The sequence below is a fragment of the Amycolatopsis iheyensis genome, assembly GCF_024703995.1.
Lineage (GTDB): Bacteria > Actinomycetota > Actinomycetes > Mycobacteriales > Pseudonocardiaceae > Amycolatopsis > Amycolatopsis iheyensis.
The window spans coordinates 60534-77749 of the sequence record NZ_JAMXQV010000021.1 but is presented as its reverse complement, the minus strand read 5'-3'; the positions used below and the strand labels follow the sequence as shown (position 1 = coordinate 77749).

The following is a 17216-nucleotide window of genomic DNA, read 5'->3' as shown; positions in this document are numbered from 1 at the left end:
GCGCACTTCAGGAAGTGCTGCAGCTGACGCTGGGCCAGTTCCGGTTCCCGTTGTGCATGATGGTGACGCCCCAGTTGTTGCCGTTCCCGTTGGGCGTCGCGACGAGGACCTGACTGCTGGGCCACGTCGCGTTGACGTTCCAGGTGGCGCTGATCCGCGCGGGGCTCGGCACGGTCATGGTGACCGTCCACGAACTGGCGCCGCTGACCGAGACGTTGAGGTTGTACCGGTCGTTCCACGACTGCCCCGCCGACAGCGACGCGGTGCAGCTCCCGCCGCCGCCCGGGGTGGTCGTGGTCGGTGTCGTCGTCGGAGTCGTCGGTGTCGTCGTCGGTGTGGTGGTCGGCCCGCTGCCGGAGTTGAGGACGTTCAGCACCGAGTTGTAGGCGGCCTTCTTGTTCCCGTTGCCGTCGAACAGAAGCGGGCTCTCACCGGACCGCCACGAGTCGCTGTCGCGCACGCCCCACACGGTGATGCCGACGCAGCGCGCCACGTTCAGGCACGCCTGGGTCAGCGCCGAGTACTGCGACGTCGACGCGTTCGTGACGTCGACCTCGGTGAGCGCCACGTCGACACCGAGTGCCGCGAAGCTGGAGATCGTCGTCTGCAGGCTGCTCGGCACGGAGCTGCCGCCGGTGAAGTGGGCCTGCAGGCCGACGCAGTCGATCGGCACGCCGCGGGACTTGAAGTCCCGCACCATGTTGTACACGCCCTGGGTCTTGGCGTAGGTCCAGTTGTCGATGTTGTAGTCGTTGTAGCAGAGCTTGGTCGACGGGTCGGCCGCGCGGGCGGTCTTGAACGCGACCTCGATCCAGTCGTTGCCCGTGCCCTGCAGGTTCGACGAGCGGCGGCTGCCGTCTTCGTTGAACGCTTCGTTGACCACGTCCCAGTAGGCGAACTTGCCCTGGTAGTGGGCCATCACCTTCTGGATGTGGTTGATCATCGCGTTGCGCAGCGTGCTGCCGCTCATGCTCTGCATCCAGCCGGGCTGCTGCGAGTGCCAGGCGAGGGTGTGCCCGCGGACCTTCGCGCCGTGGCCGACCGCCCAGTTGTAGATCTGGTCGCCGGCGGAGAAGCTGAACTGGTTCTGGTTGGGCTCGGTCGCGTCGGGCTTCATCTCGTTCTCGGGCGTCACCATGGTGAACTCGCGCGAAGCGATCGTGGTGTAGGCCGAGTTCCCGAGCTTGCTCGCGGCGATCGCGGTGCCGAAGTACCGGCCGGACTGCGCGGCCGCGGCGCCCAACGTGCTCGCGGCGGCGTCGGCGCCGGGCGCGGTCACGAGGACGGCGGCCGTCGCGGCCACGGTGGCCATCCCGGCCAGGGCCCGGGTGGCGGGCGATCGCCACCATCCGCGTGGGCCGGGCGAACTTCCTGCCATCGGTGGTCTCCTCAACGGCATGCGTGGTTGCTTACCGTAAGCAGAAGAACACGGTGGATCTCCGGCCCGCAAAGAGTTTCGCTCGACTTTCGGGCGCGGCTACTCGAAGACCCCGAAGCCCGCGACGGCGTGGGCCCGGACGCCGGCCAGGTCGGGTTCCACGCCGATGCCGGGGGTGTCGGGCAGCGTGATGTAGCCGTCCTTGACGATCGAGTCGCTGCCGTCGGGGGCGTGGACGTAGCTGTCCCACACCGCGCGTTCCTCGAGGGCGTGCCATTCCTGGACGAGGAAGTTGGGGATCGCCGCGCACTGGTGCGACGTGGCCATCGTGCCCAGCGGCGTCGACACCAGGTGCGGGGCGAACGGGATGTAGTGCAGCTCGGCGAGGTTGGCGATCTTCTTGGCCTCGGCCAGGCCACCGCACTTCGGCACGTCCGGCTCGATGACGTCCACGGCGCCGCGCTCCAGCAGCTCGCGGAACCCCCAGCGCAGGTAGAGGTTTTCTCCCGCGCAGATCGGGGTGCGGGTCTGCGCGCGCACCCGCGCCAGCGCGTCGACGTTCTCCGCGGGCAGCGGCTCTTCCAGCCACATCAGGCGGAACGGCTCGAGCTCCCACGAGATCCGGCACGCGCTCGGCACGTCGTAGCGGGCGTGCAGGTCGATGGCCAGGTCGACGTCCGGTCCGATCGCCTCCCGGACGGCGGCCACGCGCTCGACCATCGAGCGCAGCTCGGCGGCGTTGACCGTGTGGTTGAACGCGTCGAACTTGGCCGGGTGGCGCAGGTCGTCGATGTCGAACTTGAGGGCGGTGAAGCCTTCGGCGACCATCCGCTGGGCCCGGTCGACGCACCCGGCGACCGAGCCCGCCGGGTCGTCGCCGTCACCGCAGTCGGCGTAGAGCCGGACGCGGTCGCGGAACTTCCCGCCGAGCAGCCGGTGGACCGGCAGGCCCGCGGCCTTGCCCGCGAGGTCCCACAGCGCGAGCTCGATCCCGGACAGGGCGATCACGAACACCCCGCCCTGCGCACCCGCGAACACCTTGCTGCGGCGCAGTTTCTCCCAGCACCGCTCGACGTTGCACGGGTCTTCGCCGATCAGGAGCGGGGTCAGGGACTCGATCATGCCGACGACGGCGGCCGCGCCGGCGTCGGGATTGGCCTCGCCGAACCCGCTGAGGCCTTCGTCGGTGTCGATCTTCACCAGCGTGGCCTGACCGTGGTAGGCCACCACCGCCGTCGTGACGTTCACGATCCGCATTGCTCTCCCGCCGCCGGGTGGTGCGTATGAACGGACTAACGCGACGTCCAACTTGTCCTATAAGCTGCTCACATGCAAAGGAGACAAGAGTCTCTGGACGCTGTCAAGGTCCGGACCCTTCCGGTGCAGGTGGCGGCCCACCTGACCCGGCGCATCGTCGGCGGCGGGTTCGAAGCCGGCCGGGCCCCGTCGGAGCTCGACATCACCCAGGAGTTCGGGGTGTCCCGCGTCGTGGCGCGGGAGACGCTCAAGATCCTCGCCTCGCTCGACATCGTCGACGTCGCGCAGGGCCGCCGGGTCGTCGTGCGCCCCCGCGCGGAGTGGGACTACCTGAGCCCGTTGCTGATCGAGTGGCTGCCGCCCGAGATCGTCGACGAGCTGCTGCAGGAGCTGCACCAGATGCGCGCGTTGCTCGAACCCGAACTGGCCGCGATGGCCGCGGCCGCCGTCACCGACGAGACGTTGGAACGGCTCGAGGGCGAGATCGACCGCATGGCGGCGCTCGAGGCGGATCCCGAGGCCTACCTCGAGGTCGACCACGAGTTCCACATGGAGATCTGCCGGGCGGCCGACAACCGCATCCTCGACCGGATCATGTACTCCGCCCGCTGGCTCGGCACGGCCAGCAGGCGCGTCACCAACGAGGCGCCGGCCGGGCTGCGTCGCGCGACCGCCCAGCACCGGAAGATCTACGAGGCGCTCGTGGCGCGCGATCCGGAGGGTGCCCGCGCGGCGATGCGCGAGCACCTCAGCAACAACTACTCCACGCTCCTCGCGGAGAAGAAGCAGCGGAACAAGCGTCGCTAGCACACTGCACGATCGATCCGGAACCGATGACGAGGACGGACGAGGCATGGCAGCATCGGCGATCCCGCCCATCCGGCTGGGACTGATCGGCACCGGGCTCGCGGTCGAGAAGCTGCACTGGCCGGCGTTGCGCGGGCTCACCGACCGGTACGTCGTCACCGCGTTCACCGACGCCTCCGCCGACCAGTGCACGCGGTTCGCCGGCTACAGCGGGGTCGATCCGGCCCGGGCCGTCGCCGGCCGAACCACCTTGCTGGCCCGCGAAGACGTGGACGCCGTGCTGATCTCGGTGCCGATCCCGCACCTGTACGAGGTGGCGTGCGACGCGCTCGCGGCCGGCAAGGACGTGTTCTGCGAGAAGCCGGCCGGCGCCGACGCGGCGCAGGCCGCGGCCTTCCTGATGCTGGCGGCCGGGCACCCGGACCGCACGTTCGTGGTGGGGGAGAACTACTTCTACCGCGACGACCTGCGCTACGCCCGCGCGTTGCTCGACGACGGCGCGATCGGCCGCCCGCACCTGATGGCGTGGCGGCACGCCGGCCAGTCGGTGCCCCGGGCGGGCGGGTTCACCGGCACGCCGTGGCGGCAGCGGCCGCAGTACCGCGGCGGGGTGCACCTCGACTTCGGCGTGCACCACATCGCCCAGATCCGGCTGCTCTGCGGCGATGTCGCGCAGGTGCACGGTGCCGTGCAGGCGGCCAACAGCACGATCGACGCACCGTCGGACCTCGCGCTCAACCTCGTCTTCACCGGAGGCGCCATCGGCAACTACACCGCGTCCTTCCCCGAAATCCCGGTCCCGCCCGAACCCAACGACATGCGGCTCTACGGCACCGAGGGCGTGCTCGTGCTCGCCGGATCCGAGGCGGAGCGCCGCGTGACGCGCAGCAGCTCCGACGCCACCACCCACACGACGGTCTTCCGCGGCAGCGACAACGGCTACCGCGCGGAGCTCGTCGACTTCGCCGACGCCGTCCAGTTCGGCGTGCGGCCGGTCGGCAGCGTGGCCCAGAGCGTGGCCAACACGATGGTCGTCCAGCGGGCGTTCGACTCCGCGGAACGGGCGGCGGTACTGGCGCTCGACCCCGTGCCCGGCGCGGGCCCGGTGCCGCTTTGGCGGCCCCGCGGCTCGACCGGGCTCTTCGACGGGCTGCCGGGACAACGCATCAGCAGTACGGCGTCCTTCGCCGCATGAAGACTCACAGCGTGGCAATCGCCTCGCTGTCCCGCCGGTCGCAACGTCGCCCCGTCGGTATGAGGAGTTGTCATGGAAGAGAAGAACGACCTGTCGAGGCGCACCTTCCTCGGGGTGAGCGCGCTGGGCGTGCTCGGCCTCGCCGGCTGCGGGGGCGGTCCCGCACCCGCGCCGCAGGTCGACGTCCAGGTCCCCCAAGAGCTGCTCGACCAGGCCGCCGGGCTGCGCGGCGGGTCGGTGGGAATGCTTTCGCAGAAACTGTATTCCGAGGCGGCCAACAAGGCGCTGGACAAATCGCTGCAGGTGTTCGCGCAGGCCACCGGGACCACGATCCGCAACGACCTGGTCTCCGGCGACGCGGGCGACATGGTCGCGAAGATGGACGCCGACGTGAAGGCGGGCACCAACCGCGATCTCGCGTTCGTGAGCGACCGGCGGTTCGTCGGCCAGCTCCACAACCTCGGCGCCCTCACCGACGTCACCGCCGTGGTCGACGCGATGCGCCCGCTCTACGGGGATCCCGCGACGGAGGCGAACGACTACTGCGTGTTCGACGGGCGCTGGTTCGCGATCCCCTACCACTTCATCGCGTCCGGGATGTACCTGCGCAAGGACTGGTACCAGGAGAAGGGGCTCCCGCTCAAGCCCCACTACACGTGGGAAGAGCTGCGCGACAACGCATTGGCGGTCTCGGACCCCGCGAAGCGGCGCTTCGGCTGGGGGCTCACGGTGAACCGCTCCGGCGACGCCAACGGCTTCATCCAGAACGTCATCGACACCTACGGCGGGGCGATCGCGGACAACACCGGCACGAAGGTGGTGTTCAACTCGCCGGAGACCGTCGCCGCCGTCACGTTCATCGGCGACATCTACACGAACCCGAAGTACCAGCCGATGCTGCCACCCGGGATCGGGAGCTGGACCGACTCGAGCAACAACGAGAACTGGCTGGCGCAGATCCTGGGGTTGACGCTCAACCAGTTCAGCGTCTACGCCGACTCCAAGACCAAGAAGAACCCGGTCTACGCCAACACCCACGTGTTCAACGGCGCCACCGGACCGGCGATCGACCAGCCACTCGCCTTCGGGGAGTCCAACTCGTTCGTCGTGTTCAAGGGGGCGAAGAACCCCGACCTGGCCAAGCTGGTGGCGAAGTTCATGGTCGGCGGGACCGCGCTGCTCGGGGTCGCGAAGGAGGCACCGTGCCTGGTCAACCCGTCGTGGAGCAAGGTGTGGGACTCAGACCCGTACTACACGACCGGTGACCCGGCTTACCCAGCATTGCGGGAGCAGACTCGCGTGCAGCTCCCGCTGAAGACCAGGACCGGCTACGCGTTCCCCCAGGCGCCGAGCCCCGGCGAGCAGGCGACCCTCGCCGCGTACCTGCTGACCGACATGATGCAGTCGGTCATCCAGGGCACCAAGCCGGCCGACGCCGTCGCCGCGACCCACGGCCGGATCGTGCAGATCTTCGAGCAGCAGGGCTACCGGCAGTGACGGTCCTCCGCCCACGCTCGGCGCCGGTCCGGCCGGCGCCGAGCGCGTCCTCCTCGCTCACGCCCACCCAGCGGCTGCTCGGGCGCGACTGGCGCCTGGCCGCGGTGTTCGTCGGGCCGACGCTGGTGCTGGTCGCCGGCCTGATCCTGGCCCCGATCGTCAGCTCGGTCTTCACCAGCACCACCGAACGCCACGGCGCCGAGACGGTCTTCGTCGGGCTGGACAACTACACCGCCCTGGTCGGCGACGGCCTGTTCCACCACGGCGTGCTCAACTCGTTCGTCTTCACCGCCTACGCCGAGATCTTCAAGGTGACCTTCGGCCTGATCGCGGCGTTGCTGCTGCACCACATGCGCCGCGGCAAGGCGCTCGTCGCCGCGGTGATCCTGCTGCCGTGGGTGATCCCGACGGTCGTCACGGCCTTCACCTGGCGGTCGTTGCTCGACCCGATCTTCGGCAGCGTCAACGTCCTGCTCACCGACTCCGGGATCGGGCCGTTCCTGGCCACGACCGGGCTCGTCGACAAGTGGCCCGCGGAGTGGCTGTCGGATCCTTCGCTCGCCATGCCGGCGGTGATCCTGGTCAACGTCTGGAAGGGCATCCCGTTCTTCACGGTGACGTTCCTCGCGGGGCTCAAGGCCATCGACAGCGGCCTGCACGAAGCGGCGATGGTGGACGGCGCTTCGCCGTGGCAGCGCTTCGCGCACATCACGCTGCCGGGGCTGCGGCCGGTCATGATCGTGACGGTGCTGCTGTCGTCGATCTGGACGTTCAACAACTTCGACCTGATCTGGCTGATGACCCAGGGCGGGCCGGGGGACGCCACCGCCCCGTACGTGATGGTGGCGTACTCCAAGGCCATCCAGCAGCTGCAGCTGGGCGCGGGCGCCGCGGTCACGCTGGTGATGCTGCCGGCCATCGCCGTCCTCGTGGCGATCCTCGTGCGGCTGATGCGCCGCGACGACCGGCCGGGTGCGCCCGATCTCGGACGACGGCGGCTGACCCTCGGGCAGCGCCGGGCGCTGCCGTGGGTGATCGTCGTCGCCACGGTCCTCGTGCTGGTCTGGGCGTCACCGCACATCGTCTGGAAGGCCGCGCTCGTGCTGGGCGTGTTCGTGGTGCTCGCGGCCGCGGTCGGCCGGGTCGTCTCCGTGTTCGCCGCGCGGGGCAACCGGCTTGCCGCACGCCTGGTCGGCGGCACCGGCTCGGGGATCGCGCTGGTGGGCTTGCTGGGCTTCGTGCTCGCCCCGCTCTACTGGATGACGATCACGGCCTTCAAGTCCGACGACCAGATCGTCGCGCGCACCGACGACCTCTGGCCGACCCCGTGGACCACCGAGCAGTTCACCAACCTGTTCACGGGGGCGTTCGGCACGTGGTACGTCAACACGATCCTGGTGTCGGTCGCGTCCACCGCGATCGCCCTGGTCTGCGCGGCACTGGCGGGCTATGCGCTGGCCCGGCTGAAGTTCCGCGGTTCGGAGAGCTTCACCGTGACGATCCTGCTCACCTACGTGATGCCCGGCGCGCTGCTGTTCATCCCGCTTTACCAGCTGGTGAGCGGGATCGGGCTGAACGACTCGTTGTGGTCGCTGGTGCTCGCCTACCCGACGTTCACCCTGCCGTTCGCGACGTGGCTGCTCGTCGGCTACTTCAAGTCGATCCCGGCCGACCTCGAAGAGGCCGCGCTGGTCGACGGCTGCACGCGCTTCGGGGCGTTCCGCCGGATCGTGCTGCCGCTGGCCAAACCGGGCCTGCTCGCCGTCGCGTTGTTCACGCTCACCAACGCGTGGAACGAGTTCCTGTTCGCCTTCGTGTTCATCACCAAGGACGAGAACAAGACGCTGCCGGTCGGCATGCAGTCGATGATCTTCGGCGACGTCGTGCCGCAGGGGCAGCTGGCCGCGGCCTCGCTGCTGGTCAGCATCCCGGTCGTGCTCATGTACGGCTTCGGGCAGCGGTTCCTGACCGAGGGCCTCACCGCCGGGGCGGTGAAGGGATGATCACCGAGGAGCACGTCGCGACGGCGTCGCGGCCGAGTGACCTGCGCATCACCGACCTGCGGGTGGCCACCCTGACCGGAGTGCCGTTCCGGTCGTCGCTCATCCGGATCGACACGAACCAGGACCTGGTCGGGTACGGCGAGGTGCGCGACGGGGCCAGTGCCACCTACGCGCTGATGCTCAAGAGCCGGCTCGTCGGCGAAAACCCGTGCAACGTCGACAAGATCTTCCGCAAGATCAAGCAGTTCGGGCACCACGGCCGCCAGGGCGGCGGGGTCTCCGGTGTCGAGATGGCGCTGATGGACCTGGCCGGCAAGGCGTACGGCGTGCCCGCGTACGCGCTGATCGGGGGCCGGTTCCGGGACGAGATCCGGTGCTACGCGGACACGCCGTCGCTGCCGGACCCGCACGAGCTGGGCGCCCGGCTGCTGGAGCGCAAGCAGCGCGGGTTCACGATGCTGAAGATGGACGTGGGCATCGACCTGCTCTGGGATGTGCCGGGCGCGCTGATCGCCCCGCCGGGTGCCCGGTCGGACACCACGACGATGCACCCGTTCACCGGCATCCAGGTCACCGGGAAAGGTGTCGACCACCTGGCGTCCTATGTGGACGTCGTGCGGTCGGTCGTCGGCTACGACGTCGCCCTCGCCGCCGATCACTTCGGCCACATCGCCCTCGACTCGGGCATCCGGATCGGCCGCGCGCTGGAGCCGTTCACGCTGGCGTGGATCGAGGACCTGATCCCGTGGCAGCTGACCGGCCAGTGGCGGCAGCTGACCGAGGCGGTCGCCGTCCCGACGTGCACGGGGGAGGACATCTACCTGGTGGAGGGCTTTCGGCCGCTGCTGGACGCGGGCGCCATCCGCGTCGTGCACCCCGACCCGGCGACGGCGGGCGGGATCGCGGAGACCAAGCGGCTCGGGGACTACGCGCAGGAGCGCGGGATCGCGATGGCGCTGCACCTGGCGGCGTCGCCGATCGCGACGATGGCGTGCGTGCACCTGGCCGCCGCCACGGAGAACTTCCTCGCCCTCGAACACCACGCGGCCGATGTCGGGTTCTGGAGCGACCTCGTCACCGGCCTGCCCCGCCCGCTGATCCGCGCCGGCCACATCACCGTGCCGGACACGCCGGGGCTGGGGTTCGGTGACCTCGACGAGGAACTGGTCCGCCGTCACCTCGATCCGCGCGATCCGGTGTTCTTCGCCGAAACAACGCACTGGGACCGGGAGTCGAGCCACGACCGGCTGTGGAGCTAGGCGGTGTCCTGTTCGGCGCGCCACCGCTCGTACTCGGGCCGGGCCTCCTCCGAAAGCGGGTAGTACCGCCGCAGGTCGCCGCCTTCGGACAGCCGGATCCGGGAGAACTCCTCCCATTCCGCGTGTTCCCGGGCGTGGGCCACCAGGGCGGGCGCGAGCTTGACCGGCACCACGACGGCCCCGTCGTCGTCGGCGACGACGATGTCGCCCGGCTCGACGACGGTGCCACCGCACGCGACCGGCACGTTGACGGCGGCCGGGACGATGCCGGTCTGGGCGTGGAAGTTCGGGGTGGCACCGCGGATCCACAACCCGAGGCCGAGCTGCTTGGCCTCACCGATGTCCCGCAGGCAGCCGTCGATCACCACCCCGGTGCCGCCGCGGCCCTTGAAGTAGGTCAGCATCATCTCGCCGAACACGCCGCTCTCCAGGTCGCCACGCGCGTCGACGACGATCATGTCGCCGGGCCGGGTGTGGTACATGACGTGCCGGTGCAGTTGCTTTTCCGGTTCCTCGTACTCGTCGACGGGGTACCGGTCTTCCCGCTTGGGCAGGAACTGCAGTGTCAGCGCGGGTCCGGCCACGCGCACCCCGGGAGTCCAGGTGACCGGGCCGCGGATGAACGCGCTGCGGATCCCCAGGCGGCTGAGCTCGCCGCTGGCGGTCGCGCTGCCGATGGCCGCGAGCGCCGCGCTGAGCTCGGCGGGCGGGCGAACGATGTCGGGCGTCTCGACCACGTCGGCAGCTCCCTCGGATCCGCGCTGACCGTGCCTGCGTTCTCGATCCGAGCCTAGCCACTTTCCCCGCCGGGACAAGACCGATCGTGGCTCACTCCTTCGGTACGGGCACGCCGTGGGCGGCGCGGGCGGCGTGGCTGAGGTCCAGCCCGGTCGTCTCGGGTGCCAGCCGCTGCGAGACCAACCCGCCCAGCGCCAGCACCGCCGCGCCGATCAGCAGCGTCGGGCCGACGCCGAGGTGGTTCAGGGCGATCGGGAACAGGAACGTGCCGATGGCCGCGCCCACCCGGCTCATCGCCGTCGCGAAACCGACGCCCGTGCTGCGGATCGCCGTCGGGAACACCTCCAGCGGGTAGACCGCCGTGAGGGCGCTCGACGCCGCGTTGAGGAACGAGAACACCAGGAAGCAGAGGATCACGACCACCAGCGGGGCCGACGGCCAGAACCCGATCAGGGCCAGCGCGACCGCGGTGATCCAGAACGGCGGGATGAGCAGCTTCCGGCGGCCGATCCGCTCGACCAGCAGGCACCCGGTCGCCACGCCGAGCACCGCGAAGCCGTTGCTGGCCAACGAGCCCGCCAGCGCGTTGTCGCCGAGGCCCAGCGCGGTGAGGACCTGGGGCGAGAACGTGCCGATGGCGAAGTACGGCAGCACCAGCGCGGCCCAGAACGTGCCCGCGAAGACCGTGCTGCGCAGGTGCTCGCGGGTGAACAGGGCACGCAGGCTGTTGCGGCTCTCGGTGTCGGCCAGCTCGGTTTCGACGTCGACGTCCATGTCGTAGCGGTCGATCAGCTCCTCGGCCTCCGCGCGGCGGCCCTTGCTGAGCAGCCAGCGCGCCGACTCCGGGACGCCACCGCGCAGGGCCAGGCAGACCACCGCGATCACCGTGCTGCTGCCGAGCGTCCAGCGCCAGCCGCCGTCCACATCGGACAACGCGTAGCCGACGGCGAACGCCAGCATGTAGCCGACGTACCAGCTCACCTCCAGGCTCGCCAGCAGCCTGCCCCGGTTTCGGCGTGGGGCGTACTCGGACAGCAGCGGCGCGCCGATCGCGTACTCGCCGCCGATCGCGATGCCCATCAGGAGCCGGATGGCGAACAGCTGCCAGGCGTCGGTGACGAAGAACTGCAGGACCGAGCCGACGAGGAAGATCAGCATGTCGGTGAGGAAGACGATCCGGCGGCCGTAGCGGTCGGCGAACCAGCCGAAGAGCGGGCCGCCGGCGAAGATGCCGACGAGGGCCGACGCGCCGATCAGCCCGGCCGTCCAGTCCGTGACGTGCAGGTCGGTGCTGATCGCGGGCAGGGCCGCGCCCAGGCCGCCGAGGATGTAGCCGTCGATGCCTTCGCCGATCTGGGTGGCCAGCTTCAGCTTGGTGCGCAGGCGCCGGGCCGGCGCGGAGACTTCGGGCGAGTGGGTGCCGGGCAACGCTGCCATGGTCTGTCCTGTTCTCTGCGGCTCACGCGGGCCAGTCGACCGCGTGGTAAGTGGTTTCGAGGAACGCTTCGATCCCTTCGCGGCCGCCCTCCCGGCCGAGTCCGGACTGCTTGACCCCGCCGAACGGGGCCGCGGGATCCGACAGCAGGCCGCGGTTCACGCCGACCATGCCGGTCTCCAGCCGGTCCGCGATCCGCAGCGCGTGGCAGAGGTCGCGGGAGTAGACGTAGGCGGCGAGCCCGTACGCGGAATCGTTGGCACGGGCCAGCATCGCCGCCTCGTCGGTGTACGTCGTCAGCGGCGCGACGGGCCCGAACACCTCGGTGTGCAGGAGCCGCGCGTCCGCCGGGACCCGGTCGAGCACGGTCGCCGGCACGAACCAGCCAGGGCCGTCGGGCACCGGGCCGCGGGCGACGAGCCGCGCACCGCGCGCCAAGGCGTCGTCGACCAGCTCGCCGATCTTGGTCACCGCCGCCGCGTTGACCATCGGGCCCAGCCCGACGCCCTCGTCGAGACCGGGACCGATGGGGACGGACGTCATCGCGGCGGCGAACTTCGCGGTGAACTCCTCGGCGACCGACTCGTGGACGTAGAACCGGTTGGCCGCGATGCAGACTTCACCGCCGCCACGCATCTTGGCGTCCATCGCGCCCCGGACGGCCGCGTCGACGTCGGCGTCCGCGCACACGACGAACGGCGCGTTGCCACCCAGTTCCATGGTCACGTTGACGACGTTCTCGGCCGCCTGCTTAAGCAGCAGCTTCCCGGTGCCCGTCGAGCCGGTGAAGGAGAACTTGCGGACCCGGCCGTCACGCAGCCAGGTCCCGGCGACGTCGGCGGCGCGATCGGTCGGCAGCACGGTGCAGACCCCGGCGGGCAGCCCGGACTCGGCGAGCAGGCCGGCGATCGCCAGCGCGGTCAGCGGCGTGTCGGGTGCCGACTTGAGCAGCACCGGGCAGCCGGCGGCCAGTGCGGGCGCGAGCTTGCGGGTGGCCATCGCGGCGGGGAAGTTCCACGGCGTCACGAACGCCGCGATCCCGGCCGGGCGCCGCCGCACCAGGTGCCGGTACCCGCCGCCGGGAGCGTCCGAAAAGGACGATCCGATCCGGACGGACTCCTCGGCGGACCAGCGGAAGAACTCGGCGGCGTAACCGACTTCGGCGAGGGCGTCGCGGTAGGCCTTGCCGTTCTCGAGCGTGATCAGCCGCGCCAGCGCCGGAGCGTGCTCGCGCATCGCCTCGAACGTCGCGTGCAGGATCTCCGACCGGCGCCGCGGCGGCGTCTCGCGCCAGGCATCCGCCGCCGCCGCGGCGACGTCGACCGCGGCCTCGGCGTCTTCGGCGGACGCCGAGGCGACTTCGCGGATCACCTCGGTGGTGGCGGGGTCGTGCACCGGGAACGTGCGGCCGTCCGAGGCGGGCCGGTGGGTGGTGCCGAGCACGAGGTCCCGGGTCTCGCCGGTCTTCGCGAGCGCGTCGATGTCCATGGTCGAAGGAACCTAGGAGCGGAAACCCCATCGCGACAAGGGAAGCCGGGATTTCGCAACGCTGGTTGCGCTCCGGGCAACTCAGGTCAGGCGGGCCTCGGGCGGCGGCTGGGGCCGGGCCTCCCAGCCGAGGTGGGCGGACACCGTCGCCGCCGCCTTCGCCGTGACGCGCCCCGCGAAGTCGAGGCGTTCGCCGAGCCGTCCGGCGGGCGCGGAGATGTTGAGCGCCGCGACGACCCGGCCGCGGAAGTCGCGGATCGGCGCGGAGACCCCGACCAGGCCGGCTTCGAACTCTTCGCGGACCCGGGCGTAGCCGTCGCGCCGGGATTCCTGGATCTTCGCCCACAGTTCGGGCAAAGAGTGCACTTCGGACCGTGGCCGGTCGTCGGTCAGCGCCGGGAACCGGACGTAGAGCTCGTCGGGGGTGGCGTCGAGCAGCAGGACCCGGCCCGCCGAGGTGCAGTGGGCCGGCACGCCGCGGCCTTCCCAGCCGTGCACCCGGAAGGAGTGCCCGGACACCGACAGCAGCGTGAGCACCTCCTGCTCGCGCAGCACGCAGAGGTGGCTGGTCTCTTCGAGCTCGGCCGACAGCTCCCGCATCACCGGCTCGGCGGTCCGGGCCAGCCGGTTTTCGACCGTCCGGGCGACCAGCGAGAACAGCCGCCAGCCCAGCCGGTAGCCGAGGGTGTCCGGATCACGTTCGACGACGCCCTCCTCGGCGAGGGCCTTGAGCGCGCGGGAGACCTGGCTCTTCTCGCGGCCGGTGAGCTGGGCGAGGCGGACCACGCCCAGCTCACCGGCGTGCTGCGCCTCGGCGGAGGCGAGCGCCTCCAACAGGCCCAAGTCACGGCGGAGGCCGTGCCCCTGGTGCCGGGCACCGTCGTCCGGGGATGTCATGTCCCCGAAATTAGCAACCGGCCGCAAGGGCGCGAGTTGGCGCGAGCGCAACCCGCGTTGCAATGTCCGGGTGGGACTTGCTCGCGGTTTCCGCGCGCTCTTACCGTCGATCCCGCCGCACCCCCCATCGACCTGGAGCACCCATGACATTCGCGTCCACCGCGCTCATCGGCGAGGCCTTCGTCGGCGAGGGCGCCAACGCCGCCCACACGAACATCGTGCTGGGCCGCCGGGGCGGACCGGTGGAAGCCGCGTGGGCGACCGCGCTCGCCACGCCCAGCGCGGGGCACGTGCCCTTCGTGACCGTGCTGCGCCCGTCCGTCCCGGTCCAGCCGCCGACGCTGTTCGTGCCCAAGGCGGCGGCCGAGACCGACCTGCACCAGCGGGCCACCTGGGGCGCCGCGCAGGCCGGGCTCGCGCAGGGCGTCGTCGACGCCGTCGAGGCCGGGGACCTCCCCGCCGACGAGGCCGGCGCCCTGCTGATCATCGCCGCCATCTGGGTGAACCCCGCCGTGAACGACCTCGACGAGTCCTTCGCCAACCAGCGCGAAGCCGCCGCCCGGGCGATCCGCGCGGCGGTGGAAGGCACCCCGACGCTCGCCGAAGTGCGCGAAGCAGCACGCGTGGGCGCCGCCAACCCCTTCTACACACCGGCCCCGGAGGCGGTGGCCCGATGAAGATCACCGCCATCACCCTCGACCACCTGCGGCTGGAGCTGGACCCCCCGTTGCGCGCGGCCTGGGACCCGGATCCCCGCCGCCACTTCGACGCCACGATCGTGCGCGTGCACACCGACGACGGCGTCACCGGCATCGGCTCCGGCGATACCATGGCCGGCTTCGCGGCCGTCGAGCACCTGTTCCTCGGCGAGGACCCCCTCGACATCGTCCGGCACGTCAAGGCCATCGAGACGGCCAACTTCCACGGTGGCTGCTTCTGGCCCCTCGAAGTCGCGCTCTGGGACATCATCGGCCAGGTCGCGGGCCTGCCGGTCGCGACGCTCTTCGGCAACTCCGCCCGCTCGCTGCCCGCGTACGCCTCTTCGGCCGAGCTGAAGGCGCCCGAAGAGCGCGTCGAGACGGCCCTGCGCGCTCGCGAGGCCGGCTTCCGCGCCATGAAGATCCGGATCGACCGCGACCGCGTCAACGACGGCGTCGCGGCCGTCGCCGCGGTCCGCGAGGCGCTCGGGCCGAACTTCGAGATCATGGTCGACCTCAACCAGTCCTGGCGGATGGCGGGCGACACCGCGCCCGCGTCCGACCTGGCCAAGACGCGCAAGCTCGTCCGCCGGCTGGCCGAGCTGGACGTTTTCTGGGTCGAAGAACCCTTGCCGTATAACGACCTGGACGGCTTCAAGACGCTTCGCGCGGAGAACCCCGGTGTCCGGATCGCGGCGGGGGAGATGCACCACTCCGTGCCGGAGCTGCTGCGCTACCTCGAAGACGACGTCCTCGACGTCTACCAGATGGACGTCGTGCTCGCGGTCGGCATGCACCGGGCCCGGACGCTGGCCGAGCTCGCGCAGCTCAAGCACCGCGCGTTCACCCCGCACAGCTGGACCAACGGCATCGGCGTGCTGGCCAACCTGCACGTTTCGGCCGGCGTCGGCGGCGGCCCGTACTTCGAGTTCCCCTGGGACCCGCCGGGGTGGACGCCGGAACGCCGGGACTTCATGCTGGCCGAGCCCGTGATGATCACCGCGGCGGGCGAGCTCGAGGTCCCGCAGCGGCCCGGGCTCGGCATCGAACTGGACGAGGAGGCGGTGGACCGGTGGCGGATCTGACCCACCAGGACTGGATCGCGGCGGCGGCAGCGCTGACGCCCGAGACCCGGCCGTTCATCGGCGGCAGGCACGTGGAGTCCACTTCGGACGAAACCTTCCCGAGCGTGTCGCCCCGCGACGGCCGTGAGATCGCCCGCATCCCCGCGGGCAGCGAGGAAGACGTCGACCGTGCCGTGCGGGCGGCTCTCGAGTCCTTCGAGGACGGCCGCTGGCGCGACCTGCCCCCGCGCGAGCGCAAGGCGGTCCTGCTGCGCTGGGCCGACACGATCGCCGCGCACACGACCGAGCTGGCCCTGCTCGACACCCTCGAAATGGGCAAGCCGATCAGCGAGTCGCAGCGCGTCGACGTCGCCAAGACGGCCGAGACGATCGCCTGGTACGCCGAGGCGATCGACAAGACCTACGACGAGGTCGCCCCGACCGGCGGCGACGCCCTCGCCTGGATCACGCGCGAGCCGCTCGGCGTCGTCGGCGCGGTCGTGCCGTGGAACTACGCCCTGCTCATCGCGTCCTGGAAGCTCGGCCCGGCCCTGGCCACCGGCAACTCGGTCGTGCTCAAGCCCGCCGAGCAGACGTCGCTGGCCGCGCTGCTGCTGGCCCGGCTGGCGAGCGAGGCCGGGTTGCCGGACGGCGTGCTCAACGTCGTCCCCGGCCGCGGCGAGGTCGTCGGCCAGGCCCTGGGCCGGCACAGGGACGTGGACAAGATCGCCTTCACCGGCTCCGCCGAGGTCGCGCGGCTGTTCCAGGTCTACGCCGGGGAGTCCAACGGCAAGCAGGTCGCGGTGGAGGCGGGCGGCAAGTCGCCGCAGCTCATCCTGCCCGACGCCGACCTCCCCGCGGCCGCTTCCGCGGTCGCGTGGGGCATCTTCTACAACGCCGGACAGACCTGCAACGCCGGTTCGCGGGTGATCGTCCCCGCCGCGCTGAAGGACCAGCTGCTCGCCGAGGTCGTCAAGATCACCGGGGAGACGTTCCGGCCGGGCGACCCGCTCGACCCGGCGACCGTGCTCGGCCCGCTCGTCGACGACGTCCAGCTCGACCGCGTCCTCGGCTACCTCGACACCGCCCGCGCCGAAGGCGGCAAGGTCGTGCTCGGCGGCACCCACGACGGCCTGACGCTGGAACCGACCATCGTCGACGACGTCCGCCCCGGCACGACCATCGAGCGCGAAGAGGTCTTCGGCCCGGTGCTGTCCGTGCTGACCTACGACGGCTCACCCGACGAAGGCGTCCGCCTGGCCAACGACACCGACTTCGGTCTGGTCGCGTCGGTCTGGACCCGCGACGTCACGACCGCGCACCGCGTGGCGAAGCGGCTGCGTGCGGGCACGGTCTGGATAAACACCTTCGACGCCAGCGACGTGATCACGCCCTTCGGCGGCTTCAAGGCCACCGGCGCGGGCCGCGACAAGTCACTGCACGCCCTCGACGCCTACACCGCCCTCAAGACCACCTGGCTCAACCTCCCGGAGACCTAGC

The 17216-nt window shown here is 70.9% G+C and carries 14 protein-coding genes; 8 read left to right on the top strand and 6 right to left on the bottom strand.

Going from position 1 to position 17216, the window contains the following annotated elements; genetic code table 11:
• Nucleotides 1-7: 7 nt before the first annotated feature.
• Together M8542_RS33805 and M8542_RS33800 are read right to left on the bottom strand one after the other, a co-directional pair.
• A complete protein-coding gene (locus M8542_RS33805) occupies nt 8-1378 on the bottom strand; it encodes a glycoside hydrolase family 10 protein (protein WP_276587474.1) in 1371 nt (456 codons plus the stop codon).
• Between the two features lie 99 nt (nt 1379-1477).
• A complete protein-coding gene (locus M8542_RS33800; protein WP_257924368.1) occupies nt 1478-2635 on the bottom strand; it encodes a mandelate racemase/muconate lactonizing enzyme family protein in 1158 nt (385 codons plus the stop codon).
• Between the two features lie 72 nt (nt 2636-2707).
• On the opposite strand from M8542_RS33800, the gene M8542_RS33795 reads away from it, so the two are divergent.
• The 5 genes from M8542_RS33795 to M8542_RS33775 all read left to right on the top strand — a co-directional run bounded on the left by M8542_RS33795 (nt 2708) and on the right by M8542_RS33775 (nt 9396).
• Entirely contained in the window at nt 2708-3442 is a 735-nt protein-coding gene (locus M8542_RS33795) for a FadR/GntR family transcriptional regulator (protein ID WP_257924367.1), read from the top strand.
• Between the two features lie 46 nt (nt 3443-3488).
• Nucleotides 3489-4637: a Gfo/Idh/MocA family protein gene (locus tag M8542_RS33790; RefSeq protein WP_257924366.1), complete on the top strand. Its 1149-nt coding sequence runs from the start codon at nt 3489-3491 to the stop codon at nt 4635-4637.
• Between the two features lie 72 nt (nt 4638-4709).
• Nucleotides 4710-6134, top strand: a complete 1425-nt coding sequence (locus tag M8542_RS33785; protein WP_257924365.1) for an ABC transporter substrate-binding protein — start codon at nt 4710-4712, stop codon at nt 6132-6134.
• Nucleotides 6131-8137 carry an ABC transporter permease gene (locus tag M8542_RS33780; protein ID WP_257924364.1) on the top strand — a complete coding sequence of 669 codons (2007 nt, stop codon included), beginning with the start codon at nt 6131-6133 and terminating at the stop codon, nt 8135-8137. Before M8542_RS33785 ends, M8542_RS33780 begins: the two co-directional genes overlap by 4 nt.
• Nucleotides 8134-9396 carry a mandelate racemase/muconate lactonizing enzyme family protein gene (locus tag M8542_RS33775; protein WP_257924363.1) on the top strand — a complete coding sequence of 421 codons (1263 nt, stop codon included), beginning with the start codon at nt 8134-8136 and terminating at the stop codon, nt 9394-9396. Before M8542_RS33780 ends, M8542_RS33775 begins: the two co-directional genes overlap by 4 nt.
• Here M8542_RS33775 and M8542_RS33770 read toward each other — a convergent pair.
• From M8542_RS33770 to M8542_RS33755, 4 genes are all read right to left on the bottom strand, one after another.
• Nucleotides 9393-10133, bottom strand: a complete 741-nt coding sequence (locus M8542_RS33770; RefSeq protein WP_257924362.1) for a ribonuclease activity regulator RraA — start codon at nt 10131-10133, stop codon at nt 9393-9395. The two genes, M8542_RS33775 and M8542_RS33770, sit on opposite strands and share 4 nt — an antisense overlap.
• A 91-nt stretch (nt 10134-10224) precedes the next feature.
• Nucleotides 10225-11571 (bottom strand): MFS transporter, encoded by a 1347-nt coding sequence (locus tag M8542_RS33765; protein ID WP_257924361.1) that lies wholly within the window; start codon nt 11569-11571, stop codon nt 10225-10227.
• Between the two features lie 22 nt (nt 11572-11593).
• Nucleotides 11594-13057, bottom strand: a complete 1464-nt coding sequence (locus M8542_RS33760; RefSeq protein ID WP_257924360.1) for an NAD-dependent succinate-semialdehyde dehydrogenase — start codon at nt 13055-13057, stop codon at nt 11594-11596.
• Between the two features lie 81 nt (nt 13058-13138).
• A complete protein-coding gene (locus M8542_RS33755) occupies nt 13139-13954 on the bottom strand; it encodes an IclR family transcriptional regulator (RefSeq protein ID WP_257924359.1) in 816 nt (271 codons plus the stop codon).
• A gap of 143 nt (nt 13955-14097) precedes the next feature.
• On the opposite strand from M8542_RS33755, the gene fae reads away from it, so the two are divergent.
• From fae to M8542_RS33740, 3 genes are read left to right on the top strand one after another with little or no spacing between them, the layout of a single operon-like run.
• The gene (gene fae, locus M8542_RS33750) at nt 14098-14631 is read left to right on the top strand and encodes a formaldehyde-activating enzyme (protein WP_257924358.1); all 534 of its coding nucleotides are present in this window, start codon (nt 14098-14100) and stop codon (nt 14629-14631) included.
• Nucleotides 14628-15737 (top strand): mandelate racemase/muconate lactonizing enzyme family protein, encoded by a 1110-nt coding sequence (locus M8542_RS33745; protein ID WP_257924357.1) that lies wholly within the window; start codon nt 14628-14630, stop codon nt 15735-15737. Before fae ends, M8542_RS33745 begins: the two co-directional genes overlap by 4 nt.
• Entirely contained in the window at nt 15725-17215 is a 1491-nt protein-coding gene (locus tag M8542_RS33740) for an aldehyde dehydrogenase (protein WP_257924356.1), read from the top strand. The genes M8542_RS33745 and M8542_RS33740 overlap by 13 nt, the downstream gene beginning before the upstream one ends.
• Nucleotide 17216 lies beyond the last annotated feature (1 nt).